6 protein-coding genes are annotated in these 18,961 nt (G+C 40.6%); all 6 read left to right on the top strand.

Features of this window, described 5'->3' with window-relative positions:
* Window positions 1–3,659: hypothetical protein (locus QNJ50_RS24450; protein WP_300640779.1), on the top strand; the 3,659-nt coding region annotated here is incomplete at its 5' end.
* A 78-nt stretch (window positions 3,660–3,737) separates the two neighbouring features.
* Window positions 3,738–4,223, top strand: coding sequence for a carbohydrate-binding protein (locus QNJ50_RS24455; protein ID WP_300640781.1), 486 nt, complete (start codon window positions 3,738–3,740; stop codon window positions 4,221–4,223).
* Window positions 4,224–4,315: 92 nt separating this feature from the next.
* Window positions 4,316–8,407, top strand: a complete 4,092-nt coding sequence (locus tag QNJ50_RS24460) for a hypothetical protein (protein WP_300640783.1) — start codon at window positions 4,316–4,318, stop codon at window positions 8,405–8,407.
* A 3-nt stretch (window positions 8,408–8,410) separates the two neighbouring features.
* Window positions 8,411–13,123 carry a hypothetical protein gene (locus QNJ50_RS24465; protein WP_300640785.1) on the top strand — a complete coding sequence of 1,571 codons (4,713 nt, stop codon included), beginning with the start codon at window positions 8,411–8,413 and terminating at the stop codon, window positions 13,121–13,123.
* A gap of 109 nt (window positions 13,124–13,232) precedes the next feature.
* On the top strand, window positions 13,233–16,757 hold the full coding sequence (locus QNJ50_RS24470) for a contractile injection system tape measure protein (protein ID WP_300640787.1): 3,525 nt from the start codon (window positions 13,233–13,235) through the stop codon (window positions 16,755–16,757).
* A gap of 140 nt (window positions 16,758–16,897) precedes the next feature.
* Window positions 16,898–18,025 carry a hypothetical protein gene (locus QNJ50_RS24475; protein WP_300640789.1) on the top strand — a complete coding sequence of 376 codons (1,128 nt, stop codon included), beginning with the start codon at window positions 16,898–16,900 and terminating at the stop codon, window positions 18,023–18,025.
* Window positions 18,026–18,961 lie beyond the last annotated feature (936 nt).

The following is an 18,961-nucleotide window of genomic DNA, read 5'->3' on the forward strand; positions in this document are numbered from 1 at the left end:
AAAATGGTAATTGGCAAGGATTTTTTCAGAGCAGCACCCCTGTGCAGATCGCCTTGATTAGTAAAACCCGTCCGGAAAAAGTCAAGAACCAGTATAGGTCGCATTTAGATAAATTTATCAAAAATCAATCTATTGTTACCCTGAAGCCCATATTGGCTAGCTGGCGTGGGATTTTGAAAAGCATCAAGGATTGGTATGAAAAGTTAGAAGCTTATACTCCCTTCAAGTCTGCAATCGCAGACTTGGTGAAGACGAATTTCAGGGAAGTGATCCAGCGAATGCAGTCTTTTGAATTAATTGCTGAAGACTCTGAAATAAGGGAATTGCCTCCCAATACCATACCAATTATTTGGCTACTTATTAGAGAAATTAATCCTTTAGCTGGTATTCTGTTTTTACGCTGGAAATTGTTAAAAAAGTTTTATAAAGATTTTGCTCAGGTATTTTTCGGTCAGCCAATTATCTGGGAATTAGAGGCTGCTGAGATACTTTTGACTGGTAAAGTCACAGAAGCAAGAGCAGAATTAGATTTTGTATTTCAAGCACTATTTAAAAATTACCGTCAAATTATCCTACTAGCTCCCAAATATCTCCGGGATAGTTTAGAAAAAAGACAGGATCATCCACCCCACCTATCTTTATATTTTGCCTTTTGGGAAGTGATGCGACCAGCGAGGGATGACCTGAATCGCATGACCCAAAGACATCTGGACTTTTTCTATCGTCAAGTGTTGCAATTGCGCGATCGCCCAGGGGAAGCTGACAGCGCTCACTTAGTATTTGAACTGGCTAAATCCCAAACAGAATATAAACTAGATTCTGAAACTCGCTTCCAAGCTGGTAAAGATGCCAGTGGTATTGAGCTATTTTACCAACTGGATCGGGAAACTGTGATCCACAAAGCCCAAATAACTAGCCTGAAAGGTTTGTTTTTGGACTTAAGGAAAATTGATGAACCGAAACAGAAAATTTCCACTGACAATGAACCGAGCAATGTCCAGGGTTTTTATATCTCACCCCAAGCAAATAGCTTTGATGGTGAAGGTGGAGATTTTCCCAAGGAGCAAATAGTTAAATCATGGTTACCTTTTGGCGATAACACACGTAAACAACATGCTCAGTTAGGATTAGTGATCGCCTCAAATATTTTTTATCTCCAAGAAGGAAACCGTACCCTAATTTTTACCTTAACTTTTGATAAAGCACCTGAAGCGGTAAAAGCCAGCGATTTAGCGAATATTTTTACCATTGAATTTAGCGGCGAAAAAGACTGGATAACAGGGAAAATTCTTGCACCAGGTGAAGAAGATAGCGAAACAAGTTTAGAAGATAAAACCCTGCAATTGTCAGTAAACCTGAGAGCGGATCAGGAACCAATTGATATTTACCATCCGGAACTACCTGGAGCAAAGCTTTCCACGGATCAACCCGTTGCAAGATTGCAATTAAAGGTTAAGGATAAAGATGATGTTGATGTGCAAATAAATGGTTTGTCTGCTTATAACTATTTTCGCAATCTTCAACTTACCGATTTAAAAATCTGCACCAAGGATATAAAAGTCCGTAACTTAGTATTGCAAAATGATTTTGGGGTGCTAGACCCTACCAAACCCTTTCAACCTTTTGGTTCCCGACCCAAAACCAAAGCCAATCTTTACATCGGTAGTCAGGAAGTATTGCAAAAGCACTTGAGTGAGCTGACTATTCATCTGGAGTTAGAAAAAGAAGAACCCAAAAACTGGTTAGATATTTACGCTGCTTATGACAGTGCTTCCGATGTTAGCAACCCTAATCAAGTCACCCTGAACTCCAACTTCAACCCAGGTCAATTAGCGTTCGCATCTCTGCGACAGAAAATTTGGAATCCAACTAGCGACAAACCAACCCGAAACATATTTAGTGGTTCAGAAATTTCCCTCACCAATGAAGAATTAGAAAACCTAAAACTCAATTCTTTTGCTCACACAGAAACTGTGGAAGCTTTCACCCCCGATAGTCAAAATGGCTTTTTACGTCTACAGCTAACTGGGAGTGATTTTCTCCACGATGAATATCCTACGGTGTTAGCACGACAAGTATTGGCTGCTGCAACCAATCAAGAGATTACCGTACCCGATCCTCTTCCTCCAGCAGAACCCACTGAACAAGTTAAAAAAAGACAAGCAGTCATTGGAGCTTATTACAAAAATAATAATGGCATCTTTAAGGTTATTTCCCCTAAATACTATGTCGAGTTTTCAGATGAAGCAATAATTCCCAAAGAGCCTTATACACCGGTAATTCAAGAAATATATCTCAAATACACAGCAGTAGCAGAGAAAAAAGATTGCAAATTATTCCATCTCCACCCATTTGAGGGTTTTGCAGAACTGGAATCTACGGAAACTATAAATTTCTTACCGCAATTTACCAACGAGGGGGAATTACTCATTGGATTGGAAAATCTCGACCCACCCACAGCGTTACCATTACTATTTCAAGTAGTAGAAGAAAGCGCTGATGGGGAATTAGAAAAAACAGAGGTAGAGTGGTACTACCTCCAGGATAATACCTGGATTTCCTTGCGCGATCGCATCGTCAGTGATAACACTAATGGGTTAATTGCTTCCGGTATTATTAATCTGCCAATACCCCAGGAAATTAGCAAGGATAAAACTACCATCCTCGACCCAAATTTTTACTGGATTAAAGCCAGTGTGAAATCCCGTAGTCCGGCTATTTGTCGAATTATTGGTGTCCATACCCAAGCCACACGGGTAACTTTTGTTGATGCAAATAACGATCCCAACCATTTAGCTACTCCCTTAGAATCAGGGACAATTGCTAAATTAGCTGTCCCCACAGCAGCGATCAAAAAAATCGAGCAACCCTATAATTCCTTTGGTGGTAAAGTTAAGGAGCAGCCGAGTCATTTTTATACCCGCATCAGCGAACACCTGCGCCATAAAGGTCGAGCCGTTACCATCTTTGATTACGAGCGACTGGTGTTGGAAAAATTTCCGGAAATTCATCAGGTACGTTGTATCAACCACGGGCAGGTGGATGCTAACAAGCAGTTTCAGGAACTAGTTCCTGGTGCTGTGACTTTGGTGGTGATACCCAAACTATCCCCCGATCGCATCTCCCAGGAATTGGAACCCAAAGTCAACATTAACCTGCGAGACAAAATTCAAGAATATTTGCTCGCCCTTAGCTCCCCTTGGGCAGATATTCAGGTTGTGAATCCGACATACGAACGTATCCAAGTGGAGTTTGCAGTCAAGTTTCAATCCCCATACGATGGCAACTTTGGCTATTATCGCCGGGAATTGCAGCAAGGAATTACCAACTTTCTCACACCTTGGACAGTGGATCCCCAGGCAGAAATTAATTTTGGAGGTACTGTTTACCGTTCTTCGATTCTCAATTTTGTCGAACAGCAATATTACGTTGACTATGTTTTGGATTTTAAGATGCACCATGAAAATCAACGGGATGTTCGGGAAGCGATCACCTCCACTGCGCGATCAATACTCACCTCGGTATCCCTTACTAGCACAAATCAAAACCACATCATTAACAAAGCACCTGAGGTTTCTGAAAATCAAAAACTCGCCTCTGGAACTCTTGGTTATGAAGCATTAGCGGACATTATTTTACAGCCAGAAGAGGGGGAATAGGAAACCAGTTTTAAAGCGTTAATTTTGGTAATTAAGAACAACAAATAATAAGCAACAACTATAAACCCAATTTTAACTATGGTAAACACATCTGTTAAATCTAAAATAACCTTGAAAAATCGCGACGAACTCAAGAGTTTATTCAAAAATAATACTCATCTGTCTGCCTCCCATTTTGCCGAGTTGATTACCTCGCAGCTCAATAAAAAAGAGGACAAATTTCATGGTATATGGAAAGCTGGACAAACCTATCAAAAAGGTGATGTGGTCTATTATCAGCGCACATTATGGGAAATGACAGATGCAAAAGACATCTGTGCTAAAGCTGGAGAAGAGCCAGATAAAAATGATAAATGGACATCCAGACTTCAGGAATTAGAGCAGAAAGTAGACACAGTAGATAAAAATTTGCAAGCTTTAAAACAGGAATTTACTGAGTATCAACAGCAGATGGAATTGCGTTGGGAAAAACTGCAACAATATCTCACATTACTAACTTTGGGAATTGCAATCGCTCTGGCGTGGTTATTTGGTGGTGCTATTTATCACCTATTTGCTACCTGAAAAAGAAAATTAGTATTTTTCCCCTTTCCTCTTAATCCATTTTTCAGAATTAATTCAACACCAAAGTAATTAATAAAACCTATTTAAAATCTATGCTGGAATATCCAAGCATCTCCAAACTTAAACCTAAATTCCCCGATTATCTTGATTTTCAAACCCTGCGGGATATCGGGATTAGTCATCTGCAAGCTCTATCTGGGAAAATTTGGACTGACTATAATCTGCACGATCCGGGTGTGACTATCCTGGAAGTGCTATGTTATGCTGTCACAGATTTGGGCTATCGCAATAACTTAGATATTAAAGATTTACTAGCACTAAATCCAGCTGATTCTCAGCAGCAAGAAAATAACTTTTTTACCCCCGATCAAATTCTCACTTGCAATCCAGTCACAGAAATGGATTTACGCAAGCGTCTGATTGATATTCCCGGTGTACGTAATGCTTGGTTGGAAAAATTTACAGAAGTAGACGCAACAGAAAAAACCCAAGAAACAACAAAAAAAATATCAACTTATCATCCAGCTATTTACGTCAATTATATAAATAGTAAGCTGCAATACAATCCACCCAATGGTTACACAGAGGAAAACGCCCCCCGTCTGCACCCGCGTGGGCTGTACACTGTTTATATTGACTTGGATCTGGAATATCGCAAAAATGCCTGTGGGCAGATTTACCGTTCCTGGTCAGAGACCCTCGACCAAGTTAAAGCAGTACTGTGTCGCTACCGCAATCTCTGCGAAGATGTTTACGATATTGTGCTGTTGGGTGAGGAAGAAATTGGACTATGTAGCGATATTGAACTGGAAGCTGAAGCTGACGCGGAAGATGTGCTGGTAGAAATTTATGTGAAGATACAGGAGTTTTTATCACCTCAGTTGCGGTTTTATACTTTGCAAGAGTTGCTGGAAAAAGGTAAAAGTATAGATGAAATCTTTGCTGGTAGACCTTCTGTTAAAGAAACTATTAAAGAAAAAAACCCAGGTCAGGACGATTCGGAAGAAGATGCGATCGCAGAACTAGGTTACGCTAGTCATGGTTTTATTGATACCGCAGAACTAGAAGACCTCACCCCACCGACGGTAATTTACACATCAGATTTATACCAAGAAATACTGAAAATACCAGGTGTAGCGGCAGTGCGGAGACTGAGTATTGTTAACTTTATCAACGGTTTAGCCCAGTCCCAAAGTCCTTGGCATTTACAATTGACCAAAGGGTATAGTCCTATTTTGGGGATTGAACACTCGAAAATCAACCTATTCAAGGGTGTACTACCCATATCACCAGAAGTGAATGAGGTTAAACGCCGTTATTATGAACAGCAGGCTGCACATATTAAGGTGTTACGCCAGGATAGCGAGCTGGATTTATCTATACCCCAGGGTAGTTATTATGACTTAGCTGACCACTATTCAATTCAGCATGATTTTCCCCTGACCTATGGTATTGGTGAAGATGGGCTACCGGCAACGGCTACAGTTATACGTAAAGCTCAAGCTCGTCAGTTAAAAGGATACCTTGTTTTTTTCGACCAATTGCTCGCCAACTATTTAGCTCAACTTACCCATATCCGCGATTTGTTTTCCTGGGAGATTGATAAATCCTGGGAACAGCGAAATGACCACATGATTCGTCCCGAAGAAAAATCACACACCTATTTTATTCAGGAACTTGATTTCCCAGATAAACTCGCTATCCTTGGGGAAGATGGGGGGTATCTCGACTCAATTGTAGAAGAACCAGAGACTTACCGCGATCGCCGTAACCGTTTCCTCGATCATTTGCTGGGACGTTTTGCTGAGTCCTTTGCTGATTATGTGGTCAAGAATTACCGGATCATTCAGGAACGTCGGGATAAAGTCAAGGATGAAATCGAGGTTATTCACGACAAAGCTCGGTTTTTACAAGATTATCCTTTCCTCAGCCGCGATCGCTTTCGTGCCTTCAATTATTGTAACTGCCAACAGGTCTGGGACACGACAAATGTGTCGGGTTTCCAAAAGCGGGTTTCACGGTTACTGGGTTTTAATGATGTGCGTCGTCGCAATCTCTGTCATTACCAGGTTGATGAGGAATCTGGTCAATTTATCTCCTTTTCTGTGAGTTGTGGTCATCAGAAGCAATCATTAATTAGCTTGCAGACATACAGCGATCAAAAAGCTGCTCAAGCAGATAGAGAAAAGTTTTTGCTGTTGGCTTTACATGAAAATTTTTACAAGCGTCTTACTTATAGTTACTTTTATCACTACGGTTTGGAAGTTGAGGTGAAACCGGACAATGAAAATGAGGAAACCATCACAGCTAGATATGAATCTTACTTCGCTTCACAAGCAGAGCGATTGGCTAAGTTAGATTTCCTAAGCAAAAACTTAGCACGTCTATTTAATTTTATCAGACGGGAAGATGATGATGTCATAACTGATGCCATTTCTACTATCTCCCAGAAAACAATTATTAAAATGAAAGATATAGGAGAGGAAAACTTATATTATTTCCAACTAAATATACCAGTCGATGCTTCGCCAACACCAGAAATAATTAAATTTGATGGAGCTCAGCGTTATTTTTCTCAAGAACTTGCTCGCAAAGCAGCGATCGCGATTCTCCAACAAATTACCAACAGACAAAATTACTACCCGATTCTATTTCGTCAAGATAATAGTGCGGAACGGGAAACAGCTACCCCTAGCAATGAAACAAAATTTACCCATTATGGCTATGCCTTAATTGATAATAAAGGTCAGGTATTAGGAGAAAGTAGCCATACTCCTACGGAGTCGTTTCACGAACGCTTCTCCACAGAACAAGCACGGGAAGCAGCACTACAAAGCTGGTTAAGTTGTCTTAAATTTAACCCAAATCAATTTAAGGATTCAGATGAGCGGTTTTTGCAGGTTGAAGAAGTGACAGGAGAAACTTCTGGTTATCGCTTCCGATTAATTGATCGGGAAGAAGTCACCCTATTACATGGTATGCAACTATTTGCAGACGAAAATACAACCCGCGACCGCTTTTATGAAGATGTGCTAGGTATTTTGTTTGAACCCGGTGCAATTGAACCTACAGCAAGTCAGTTAGGATTTGGCTTTCGAGTATTAAGTCAACCACGCAATCGCGGCAGTGCAGTTGCAACTTCCCCCCAATTATATGCCTCGGAAAGTGAACGGGATGCAGCGATCGAACACCTGTTTTTACTAGTACGCACAGCCCATCTCAATATTACTTGGACTGGATTAGAGAACTCCTCTGGCCCTACCTATATTGGTCGAATTTATGATCAAAATCGGAATATTTTACTAGAAGCAAGCCATCGTCATAATACACCGGAAGCAGCTTGGGAACAAGGTAATGTTTTAATGGAACTTGCTGGGGCAGAAGTGGAATTTCCTAAAAATGGCAAGCTAGATGCCAAAAACTTCCGGCTAATTAGCGTGGAACTGACTCTTCTACCTTTCTGGTATAAATGGTCTCGACACATACAGAATACGCATCCTGTAGATGTTGTTAAGCCTACCTTATGGTTTTTAAGCCTTACTTACTACCTTATAGTTGAAAAACCCTATGGTTGGGAATTGACAAATCGGGGAAAAGACCAAATCCTGGCGACTCAATACTACACAAGTAAAGAAGAACGAAATAAATCCATCCAAACGCTACAAAAGCTAGTCAATGATGAGGGATTTCATCTGCTGGAGCATATTCTCCTACGTCCTAGAACTACCTCAGATAATTTTTTACCCATCTGCGTTCACACGGATGATGCCACAAGTACACCGGGAGAACAAACCCAATTAACCTATCAATACCCCTATTCTTTTTGGATCACTATAATTTTACCCTACTGGCCAGAACGCTTTCGCAATATAGATTTTCGCCGATTTGTGGAACGCACCCTGCGACTGGAAGCACCAGCTCATGTTGCTTTGAAAATTGCTTGGATAAATGTAAAGCAAATGAGGGATTTTGAACTTGCTTATCGCGATTGGTTGGAGCAATTAGCTTGGGAAACTGGCAATGGTAGTACCTGCAATCTCTCAGGAAGCCTCAATCATCTCCTAGCAATTATCCCCAAACTGCGGAGTATTTATCCCCAGGGTATCTTGTACGATCCCCAAGTTGTATCTAGAGAACAGCCAATTATTCTCAACCAAAGCGCCCTCGGAACTGCAAGTGAGTAACTTATGAATACTATTACTAACCAAACCGGCTATCCTATATTTCTGCCCAATCAGGTATTGAGAAATAATGACCTGAATCAACTGGTTGAGTATCTCGATAGTCAAAATCACCTCACCCGCACCCATCTAATTGGGATGGGAATTGTTGCAGGGATGGAAGTAAGCAGTATTTACACTGAAAATAATGCAAATTTAAATACCAAATTAACTGCGAAAATATATGTATCGCCGGGATGCGGGATGACCTCAGAAGGAAATGTGATTGATTTTACTTCCAAAATCCAGCTAACCCATTACCAAATTGATGTAAAAGTATTGCCCCTGTTGTTTGCCCAGAGTGAAGATGCAGCACCAGTAAAACCTTCCGTAATATATGAGGTGATTGAGCTTTTCCAGGAAGGCGGTGATAAAAGGTTACTTCTGCACCAAAATTCCAACGATAGCCCCCGCACTGCCCAGGAATTCCAGGAATTTATTAACGATCGCGTGTTGGTGGTGGTGTGCGAAACTCTGGATGTGCAAAATGATTTTTGTTCGTTTGAATATGATGAATTAAGTAAATACCGTAATTTTAGCTGGCGTTTTTTCCTGCTTCCCCGTACTCAAAACCCAGATAATTCTCAGCAATTGAGTGCTGAAACTTTATTAAATAAAGCTTATCAGATTTCAGAACAGCCTTGGCAGGGACTGACAGTAGAAAATATTTTTAATGCTCGTAATCATTTTCTCCAGGAGTTTAACCGTACAACTCAAAAATTTGAGGATTTTGCTCCTCAGGTGCAGCGATTTGGCTATAGGGAAGGCAAAGAAGGGGTTGATTTGAGTGTAATCAACGACTATCAAGCTTTTTGGGACAACTACTACCAGATTTGTGCCAATGCGATCGCGGCAATCGGTGGGTCTTTTCCCAAATTATTTTGGCTATTTTCACCTTTTTTTAATGCTTTTCAACCAAATTCCAGTAGCGATTTTAATCAACTCCAGGACAGTCTACAAACACAACTAGAAGGTTTTCGCAGACAGGAAACCACTTCTACATCGGAACAAATCAAACCTCCCGAACCACCCTATGGTCTGCAATATTTTTATGATTATCTCAGCCAGCTAGTTGCTGCTTTCTACGAATTAGCTGAGAATGCTTTTGACTTAATGGGTGATTACCCCCCCGAAACCCAACGGTTTCCTAAATTTCTCATGTTGGGGTTAGTTCCTCCACCCTCAACATTCTCAACTGAACCGGATCGGGGATATGCACTTACTTCCCCCTATCGCAGCCATTTTACCCAACCTCCAATCTACAACAGCAATCGGGTACGTCTGCAAAAAGTTCGCTATCTGTACGAACGTCTTTTAAAATTGTCCGAGCCAGAAAGTTTTTACCTGCTACCGTTTTATAATACACCCCTAAAAACTACACCCAGTCAAGACCGATCTGTACCTCTGAGCAAACAAGCAATCCCCTACTATCTTAATTATCCCAACCTATATAAGTACTGGAACTACGACGCTTACCGCAAAGGAAGAAGCGATCGCCATCCTGCTTATTTTCGCCCAAAACAGAATTCAGCAGAAGATAATTTTCGTGACTTCCAAGATTTAAACTATCGGTTAGATGGTTATAACTTCTATCGGATTGAGGGACATATTGGTAAAGCTAACGATGATGTCCTCAAAATGATTCAGGACTACAAACAAAGGTATAATCTTGCTTTTGATGTCATTACTCTCAAGCTGGGTAATCAAGCTAGTCTCAATGACCTGAATATTTTCGGTCAATTTGATGACCTGGAAGCGGATTTTCGTCGGATGAAGCTGACTTTCCAAAAAATTTGGGCTAAATATGCAAGTGCAAAAAATGTCCTACTACACAACTTAAAGCAGTCTTTCTTTGACAAAAATACCCTAACTGGGATTGGAAATAGTCAACTATATAATCCTATTTTAGATCGTGCCCGGAAAGCAGAATCTTACGAATTTGTTGAATTTGAGAGAGGGGATACAGACCAACAATTTAAGTTATATGTGCGTGATGCGAACAATACTCGTATTGCTCGTTACGTTATCCAAACACCCGAAACACAGGGAAATAGTTTCAGTGATTTTAGCGACCTAATCATTAACTTTTCCGAACTTTCAAGTGATGCAATTGCAGAGAGAAAGCGGCAAATTATCAACGCAATCGCAGCTTGTTTTTCCTTCAATCCAGTCACTTACAGTCTAGTAATTGACCTACCAAACAATCAAGAATCGAATAATCCAGCAAAGTATCATCTCAAGTTTTCCACGGAGAATGTAGTTAACCTCCCATCTCCTCCCCAATATTCCCCCATTTTACTTTCGGAGAATCATTTTTCGATTAGCCTCGATTCAGAAGATTCACCCGTAATTGTTGACCAAGAGAAATTTCCTGACTTCGAGACACTTTACAGTTGGTTGCGAGATGTTCCTGAAGCATTAAATACCGAAGATTACCAAATCGGGAACCCAGAGATTGCTGAGGAACTGAATTATTTTGAATTTCCGGGACTAATAAACGCTTACCGACAGCGATTAGAACGATTGCTGAAGTTGCATTTGTTCCCAAAATTTGCTCAACAGCATCCCGGTATGGAACACCTTGGTGGAGTCCCTCAAGGTGGCACATTTATTTTAGTTTATATAGATGGAGAAGAAGTCGATCAACTTTTAGCTACGGACAAAGAACCTGCGATCCATAAATTACGCAGCTCACGCACCGAAGCAATTCAAAAATTAGCCGCTTTACCAAAGGATTTGTATCAAGAGAATATTAGTAACTGGAAAAAACTATTTAACGAATTGCAGAATCGGAAAGATATTGTAATTGCAGACTTTTGTCTTCCTTATCGCTGTAGTAGCGATACAACCGCAGTTAGTTATGTAGTAGCCCGATCGCGTCCAATAATTTTACTGGAAAAAACAGTTTTCTGTGAAGGTGACAATCACAAGTACGAGTTTATTCTAGAACCCGAGGGTGGTACCGTTAGGGGAGAGGGAGTTTTGTTTGAGGGTTCAAAACAACTTTTCCAACCCAGTAGCATTGACCAAGCCAGTCGGGATGAGTTAGCGAACGGGTTAGAAGTTGCAATTATCTTTACCTATGCGGTAGATGACACCTACGATACCCTGACTGTAACAATTCGTCCTCTACCAAGACCCAATTTATCAATTAGCAATGGACAAACATTCTGTCGCAGCGAAGATACAGTAGAGATTAAGCTGGCTGATGATACACCTGAGAATATAGAATTAACCCAGGTAAAAATTAACGACACACAGACGAATACTCTCAATCTCAGCCAGTATGCAGTAGGGAATACACCGGAAACAGTTAAAATTGCAGCATTAATTCGCGATCGCCAAACTCAATGCGAAAATTCATTTACCTACGATGTCATAATTAATTCCTTGCCACTAGCTGATTTATCAGTTAGCGACGGACAAAACTTCTGTCACAGTGAAAACACCCTAGAGATTAACCTGGCTGAGGGTACACCTGAGAATATAGAGTTAATTCAGGTAAAAATTAACGGTGAAGACAGAAATATTCTCAATCTCAGCCAATATGCAGCAGAAAATACACAAGAAACAGTTAAAATTACAGCATTAATTCGCGATCGCCAAACCCAATGTGAAAATACCCTTAACCGTACAGTCATAATTAACCCCCTACCCCAAGCTGAGTTATCAATTAGTGACGGACAAAACTTCTGTAACAATGCAGACCCCGTAGAGATAACCTTGGCTGATGATACATCTGAAGGAGTGGAACTAATTCAGGTAAAAATCAACGATATAGAAACAAATACTCTCAATCCCAGCCAATATGCAGCAGAGGGTATACCGGAAACAGTCACAATTACAGCACTGATTCGCAGTCAACAAACCCAATGCGAAAATACCCTTAACCGTACAGTCATAATTAACCCCCTACCACAAGCTGATTTTCAAACAGAGATTATTAGTATCAACGACAATGGATTTTCTGTGCGCGTCTTTGATATTCAACCAGCCGAGGAAACATCTTTCACCTTCGACTGGGAACATGATGGTATCCCCAATCCCAGTAATCCTGCTAACAATGAGTTTATCATCAGCTACAACTATGATTTCAACAGTTGGATCGCTGGTGCTGAGGTGTCTATTACTCTTCAAGTTAGCACCCCAGAAAGTCTTGGTGGTTGTACCAGTGAGCCAGTTACCAAACCTATTGCTATCCCCTTTGGTGGTGTGCAAGAGTTTAATCTGCTAACAATTAGCAATGATGGAAGTATAGAAAGCGGAAGATTGGAGCATGATAACACTTTCAAAGTATCTGACTTCAACCCAAACTATCAATACGCCATTGAGGCTGTAACTATCCCCGCAACGGTAGGTAGTGTAGTATTTACTTATACAGATCCTAACGCGGAAGCTGAAAACCTGCAAGCAATCGCTTCCCCCTACTTTATGAACTGGCAACCAACTGTAGGTATCCATCAAATTACAGCACAAACCGCTAGGGGTATAAACAGCGATCGCCTGGAAGGAATCTCTTCAACTATAGTTATTCGAGTTAATGAGGATGGAAACAACGGTGAAAATGGCACAGATACACCCACCCAACCCAGATCTAGGTCATTTACACTACTTAATCGCTTTCGTGTCTTATTTGAGCCAGACAGCAAGAATGCCACTGAATCCAAAATATTTAGTTAGCAGTGCAAAAAATCAAATTATGCAATGTTTATAAATTTAACATTCGCAAGTATATATACTTGGATTCTAGTTTTTTTGACTCTCAACTTGCATATTCCATAACCCTTATATGAGCAAACAACGCCACATAATTGGACGAACTGTACTAGAACTCGATACCGGGCAACTAGCTGATGTATGGAGTTTACAGGAAGATGTGAGCCGTTTGTTTCAGCAGCAGGGTGTTTCAGTAATGGAGCATCTCTTCGATCAACTAGTAGGGGATGAGGAGGTTATACGCTTGGATCGGTTGGAGGTAGATTTAGGCTCAATCGATCGCCAATTTTTAGCAGATGAATTTATACAGAAGTTGCGAGATGCTCTCAGTCAAATCCTAGAGGATCATTTAGCGAATCGTTTGGTTGCTGCAACAAAAACCGAAAACATCATTCGCAACGGTCGCATCACCTCAGACTGGGAGGTTTTGCTATACTTTTTACGGTATGGTCGTCTGCCTTGGTGGTGTCCATCGGGGGACTGGAAAGCTTGGTTTCCGCGCTGGTCAACTGTAATAGAAACTGATACTAACTGGGGACAAAAACTACGGAAATTACTGGTAAGCGATCGGGTAATTAAACAACGCCTAGTTGAGCAGTTACCGGAATCCTTTCGACATCAGTTGATATTAAAGTTAGAGCCAGCTTGGCTCGCTTGGGGTAACCTGCTAACGGAAGCGAGACAACTGATACAATCTTTGGAACTGGATAATAGTAAATTTAGATACCTAGAACGACAAGCTTGGCTACTCCTTCTAACGGAAATAAGTACGGATAATTCGCCAAGCAGCCCATTTCCTGAAACCTGGATTTCCAAATGGCTCGCTCAACTAGTGCAAACTTGGCGACAATCAGCAGGGTTTAAGCAATCAAGCACAAAAGAAGATTTCCAGCAGCAAACATCGGTTTCCTTAACCGAAAAATCTCCCCCAATTTCAGAGCAAAGCAATAGAGCGGACTTTAATCAAATCGCTTTTCAACGTTTACGCGACATCCTCACAGCATTTCCCAACAGTGAAAAAGAATTGTGGTTGATAGTCTTAGACCAAATATCAGCTACTCAATTGCTAAATATAGGTGAAAATTCAACTTTCCAAGAACAAAGGGAAGAACTGCAACAGGGGTCGGAATTTGTCTCCGACAATATAGAGTCCGGTGTAGATAAAGAAAACATCACTCCCAGACCGAAGACAGATTGGGAAGTTTTGCTGTACTTTTTGCAGTATGGTCGTCTTCCTTGGGGAGAGGTATCGGAAAATTGGCAAGACTGGCTAACCCTTTGGTTAGAGGTGATACAAAGTGATACAACTTGGCAGCAACCCTTACGGGAATTACTGATAACAAATCGGGCAGTTAGACAACGCCTTATTGATGAGTTACCAGAAGCTTTCCGACATCAGTTAATACTACATTTACAGCCAACGTGGGTAAATTGTCACGCCCTACTGGGGGGTGAAGATTCAATTTTCCAAGAACAAAGGGAGGAACTGCAACAGGGGTCGGAATTTGTCTGCGACAATATAGAGTCCGGTGTAGATACAGAAAATATCATTCCCACACCGAAGACAGATTGGGAAGTTTTGCTGTACTTTTTGCAGTATGGTCGTTTTCCTTGGGTAGAGGTATCAGAAAATTGGCAAGACTTGCTAGCCCGTTGGTTAGAAGTAATGCAAAGTGATACTACTTGGCAGCAACCCCTACGGGAATTACTGATAAGCAATCGGGCAGCTAGACAACGTATTGTTGATGATTTACCAGAAGCCTTCCGGCATCAGTTAATACTACATTTACAGCCAACGTGGGTAAATTGGTACACCCTGCTGGCGCAAGCTAAACATCTGATGCAATCCCTAAAACTGAGTAACAATAACTTCCAAGAATTGGAAAAACAAGCTTGGTTAATCCTCCTAGCGGAAATAAACACAGACAATTCCTCAGCAAGAGAATTCCCCCCAACCTGGACTTGCAAATGGCTCACTCAACTATTGCAAACCTGGCGACAGTCAGCAGGATTTAAGCTGTCAAAAACAAAAGCGGAATCTCAGCAGCAAACACCAGTTTCCTTAACCGAAACATCTCCCTCGGCTTCAAAAGAAAGCAATAGAGCAGACTTTAATCAAATCGCTTTTCAACGTTTACGCACCATCCTTGCTGCATTTCCCAATGATGAAGAAGCATTGTGGTTAACAGCCCTAGAGCAAATATCAACTGCTAGCTCACGAAATATTGGTGAAACTTCAATTCCCCAAGAACAAAGGGAGGAACTGCAACAGGGGTCGGAATTTGTCTCCGACGATATAAAGTCCGGTGCAGATACAGAAAACATCACTCCCACACCGAAGACAGATTGGGAAGTTTTGCTGTACTTTTTGCAGTATGGTCGTCTTCCCCGGGGAGAGGGATATGAAGATTTGCAGTACTGGCTAACCCGTTGGTTAGAGATGAACCAAAGTGATACAGCTTGGCGGCAACCCTTACGGGAATTACTGATAACAAATCGGGCAGTTAGACAACGCCTGGTTGAGGAGTTACCAGAAGCTTTCCGGCATCAGTTAATACTACAGTTACAGCCAACGTGGATAAATTGGCACGCCCTGCTGGCGCAAGCCAAACAACTGATGCAATCCCTAAAACTGAGCAACAATAACTTCCAGGAATTGGAAAAGCAAGCTTGGTTACTTCTCTTTGCAGAAATAAGTACAGATAATGCACCGACAAGACCATTTCCCGAAACCTGGGTTTTCAAATGGCTAGTCCAAATAGTGCAGACTTGGGGACAGTCAGCAGCATTTAAGGAATTATTGACAGAAGCTGAATTCCAACAGCAATCCTCAATCGCATTAACTAAAACATCTCCCCCTGTCCAAGGAGGAGAATCCAAACAGGATAAGTCTTCTAATTCTCAGGAAAGCACCAATCAAAATGATCGCCAACGCTTGCATAATATCATTGCAGGATTACCAATTGTCAGAAGTTCCCTTTGGTTGAATGCTCTTGAGCAAGTGTTAACTACTACATCTGCTGATACCATAACCCCAAAGGAATTTGCTGCTCCGCGTCGGGCTACTAACTCAACATTATCACCAGAAGAGGAGACAGCAGGACTGTATGTAAACCAAGCTGGACTAGTTTTGTTACATCCATTTTTGCGCTTTTACTTTGAAGCGGTTGGGCTGTGTTCGGGCGATTCTTTTCAGGATGAATCCACACAACAAATGGCGATATATTTACTGCATTACCTAGCAACAAAGCAAACTAATGTGCCGGAATACGAATTAGTGTTGCCGAAATTACTTTGTGGCTGGTCACTAAATGAGCCAGTGGTACAGGTGGATTTACCGGACACGGCTCTGAGGGAAGGGGAAAACCTGTTGCAAACGGCGATCAATTATTGGGATGCACTCAAAAGTACTAGCCCCGATGGCTTGCGGGAAGGCTTTTTACAACGGGAGGGTAAACTTATCCGGAGTGGGGAAAATAACTGGAAGCTTCAAGTGGAGCAACAGGCGATCGATGTATTGCTCAGTCAATTACCCTGGGGACTAAGCATGGTGAAGTTACCTTGGATGGAGGGACTTTTGATTGTGGAATGGAACTAAGAGTGTATAGCTAGCGGCTATCTGCGAATTATTCCAAGATTTGGTCATAAAACTTATATTTCTGAGCAAGCTAATCAATATTGAACACGAACACAATACGTATATATAACAACATTTATTAGGATAGTGGGAGGAAAAGTATGGGTAGCGAGTTCGTAGGTCGAAATTCTTCTAAATCGGCGAATAAATCCAATACTACGGCTTCTTTATTCAATGAACGTCCTTTTTTTACGCCAAATCGTGAGGACAATATAGAAAACAAGCAAAAGTTTTTCAAGGGCGTTTCTTCGCCTGATTATTTTTTTTCTGTCGGTGTTAACTCTCCCACACCGGCTGTTCAATGTCAGGATGATAACCAGAGCCGGGAACAAAAAGCTATTAGGTTTTTAGTTGACAATACGGAAGGTCTGACCTTACAACAGCATAACCAACTTTTACTAACATTATTCTTTACAAATCAGATTAGAGCAGGAGCAATGCAACCGCCACGCTGGGCATTTATGGAAAATTCGTGCACTAAACTGCAAATTGAAATTATTAATGTTCTTAGGCAAAATTTAACAACTCTTGCTCAAATGACTCTAGCACCAGCTACTACACAAGTTGAAAATCTCATTTCTTTAATCCAAGGGGCAAGCAGACAACTAGAAACTGTTTATGGACTTGTTGCGGCTCATCTTGATAGCGCAACAACTGAATTGGACGACTTGATTAAGCCGGTTACAATCCAGGGAGTCACAGTGAGTGATCGTGAAACATTTGAGGAAAAATTAAAAGCAGCAAGAGAATCTCCAGATAAAAGAATCCCTAATACTTTAATAATCGTCAAGAATGAAGAGCTATTTCGGTATCAGTACCAACCTCTTAGAAATTCTGAAAAAACTAGAATTCTAATGATTAAGAATAGTATAGACAAGATATCTGATCAAGCTCGATTCAATTCTTATCCAGATCTTAAAGCCATTAAGCATGATACAAGTGGTCGATTGTCAAATCTAGATTACTTTGCTCAAAATACAAGAATGAGTAAACTTGCTCGAAAGTCTGTAGAGATAGCTAAAAGTGATTTGGATAAAGCTATCTTGACGATTATTGGTAAACTTTCTCCTATTAAAAATGTTCTTTCCAGTGTCAGGACACAGATATTTGAAATCGAAGTTACGATAAGTAATACTCTCTCTCTGCCACAACACGATCCATCAAAAGCACCTAAAACTGATAAGGGAATACTCAAACAACCTAATGAAGAATTATTCTGGTGGAAGTGAAATAGATTTGCTGTCACCCACAAACTTAAGGATCTTTATTTGGTAAATATGAACTAAATTTTCCTAGAAACCTGTGATAACGGGATTTAGAGATTTTTTGGTTCAAAAAATAATTGGTTCAAAAAATAAATAGTTTCAAAGCTTTCTAAATCAATGGTTTTACGTCGAATTGTTTTTTATTGATATATCCCTCTCTGAAGAAACAGAAATGTGTCTTTACATACATAAGGAATACGATAGCCTAGGGCGACTTCCTGAAATGCACCTGGGGTTAAATAAAATATAGACAAAATTGCCCAGCCTTACCCAAAATTACCCTATATTTCCACTAGTTTTGGCTTGCGGCGGGGTGAACAGGAGTATCACCTTCCTTGGACGCTTTTGTCATTTTCGGTAAAGGTAATAGCTGTAAGGCTTTCAGGATTTGAGTTTTAAAATTTAGAGTTAGAATTTAATCCTTATTATTAAATAAAGTTTTCAGCTTTTCAATTTAATTTTTGTTGTCCGGTAGTGATAAAATAGGGGTTAAGTGGTGGGGAGTTTTAGTGAACATATTTTTAGGATGATTAAGGGTTGTGCTTATTGCTCTGTATAATTTTTAGGGTTTATGGCAAGACATAATTTTTATTTATAAAAGAGCGGCACCAAATCAACCATCTTAACTCGATCGCAAAATTCGATGCAATCAGATCAACCACAGAACAGCAACTAAATTGATGAGATTATTTTTACACCATTCCTAAGCCGCAAAAGAAATAATCAACATTCTACCTCTTCAAAATAAGCAAACTACGCAGTAGCTATACCATAATTGGATTATCGCTCTTCCATCACTCTCATCAGAGTAAAAAATGAAATCCTTACTGTATAAGACTATTAGCCAAAAGCGATTATTTTATTGATAGTGTTAGAAAATAAAGCTCCAAACCCAGTACC

It is taken from the genome of Mastigocoleus sp. MO_188.B34, assembly GCF_030065675.1.
In the GTDB taxonomy this organism is placed as follows: Bacteria; Cyanobacteriota; Cyanobacteriia; order Cyanobacteriales; family Nostocaceae; genus Mastigocoleus.

What these genes read in the sequence shown, in the direction of transcription:
- QNJ50_RS24455 (WP_300640781.1), top strand. Translation starts at nt 3,738, where the DNA reads ATGGTAAACACATCTGTTAAATCTAAAATAACCTTGAAAAATCGCGAC.
- QNJ50_RS24460 (WP_300640783.1), top strand. Translation starts at nt 4,316, where the DNA reads ATGCTGGAATATCCAAGCATCTCCAAACTTAAACCTAAATTCCCCGAT.
- QNJ50_RS24465 (WP_300640785.1), top strand. Translation starts at nt 8,411, where the DNA reads ATGAATACTATTACTAACCAAACCGGCTATCCTATATTTCTGCCCAAT.
- QNJ50_RS24470 (WP_300640787.1), top strand. Translation starts at nt 13,233, where the DNA reads ATGAGCAAACAACGCCACATAATTGGACGAACTGTACTAGAACTCGAT.
- QNJ50_RS24475 (WP_300640789.1), top strand. Translation starts at nt 16,898, where the DNA reads ATGGGTAGCGAGTTCGTAGGTCGAAATTCTTCTAAATCGGCGAATAAA.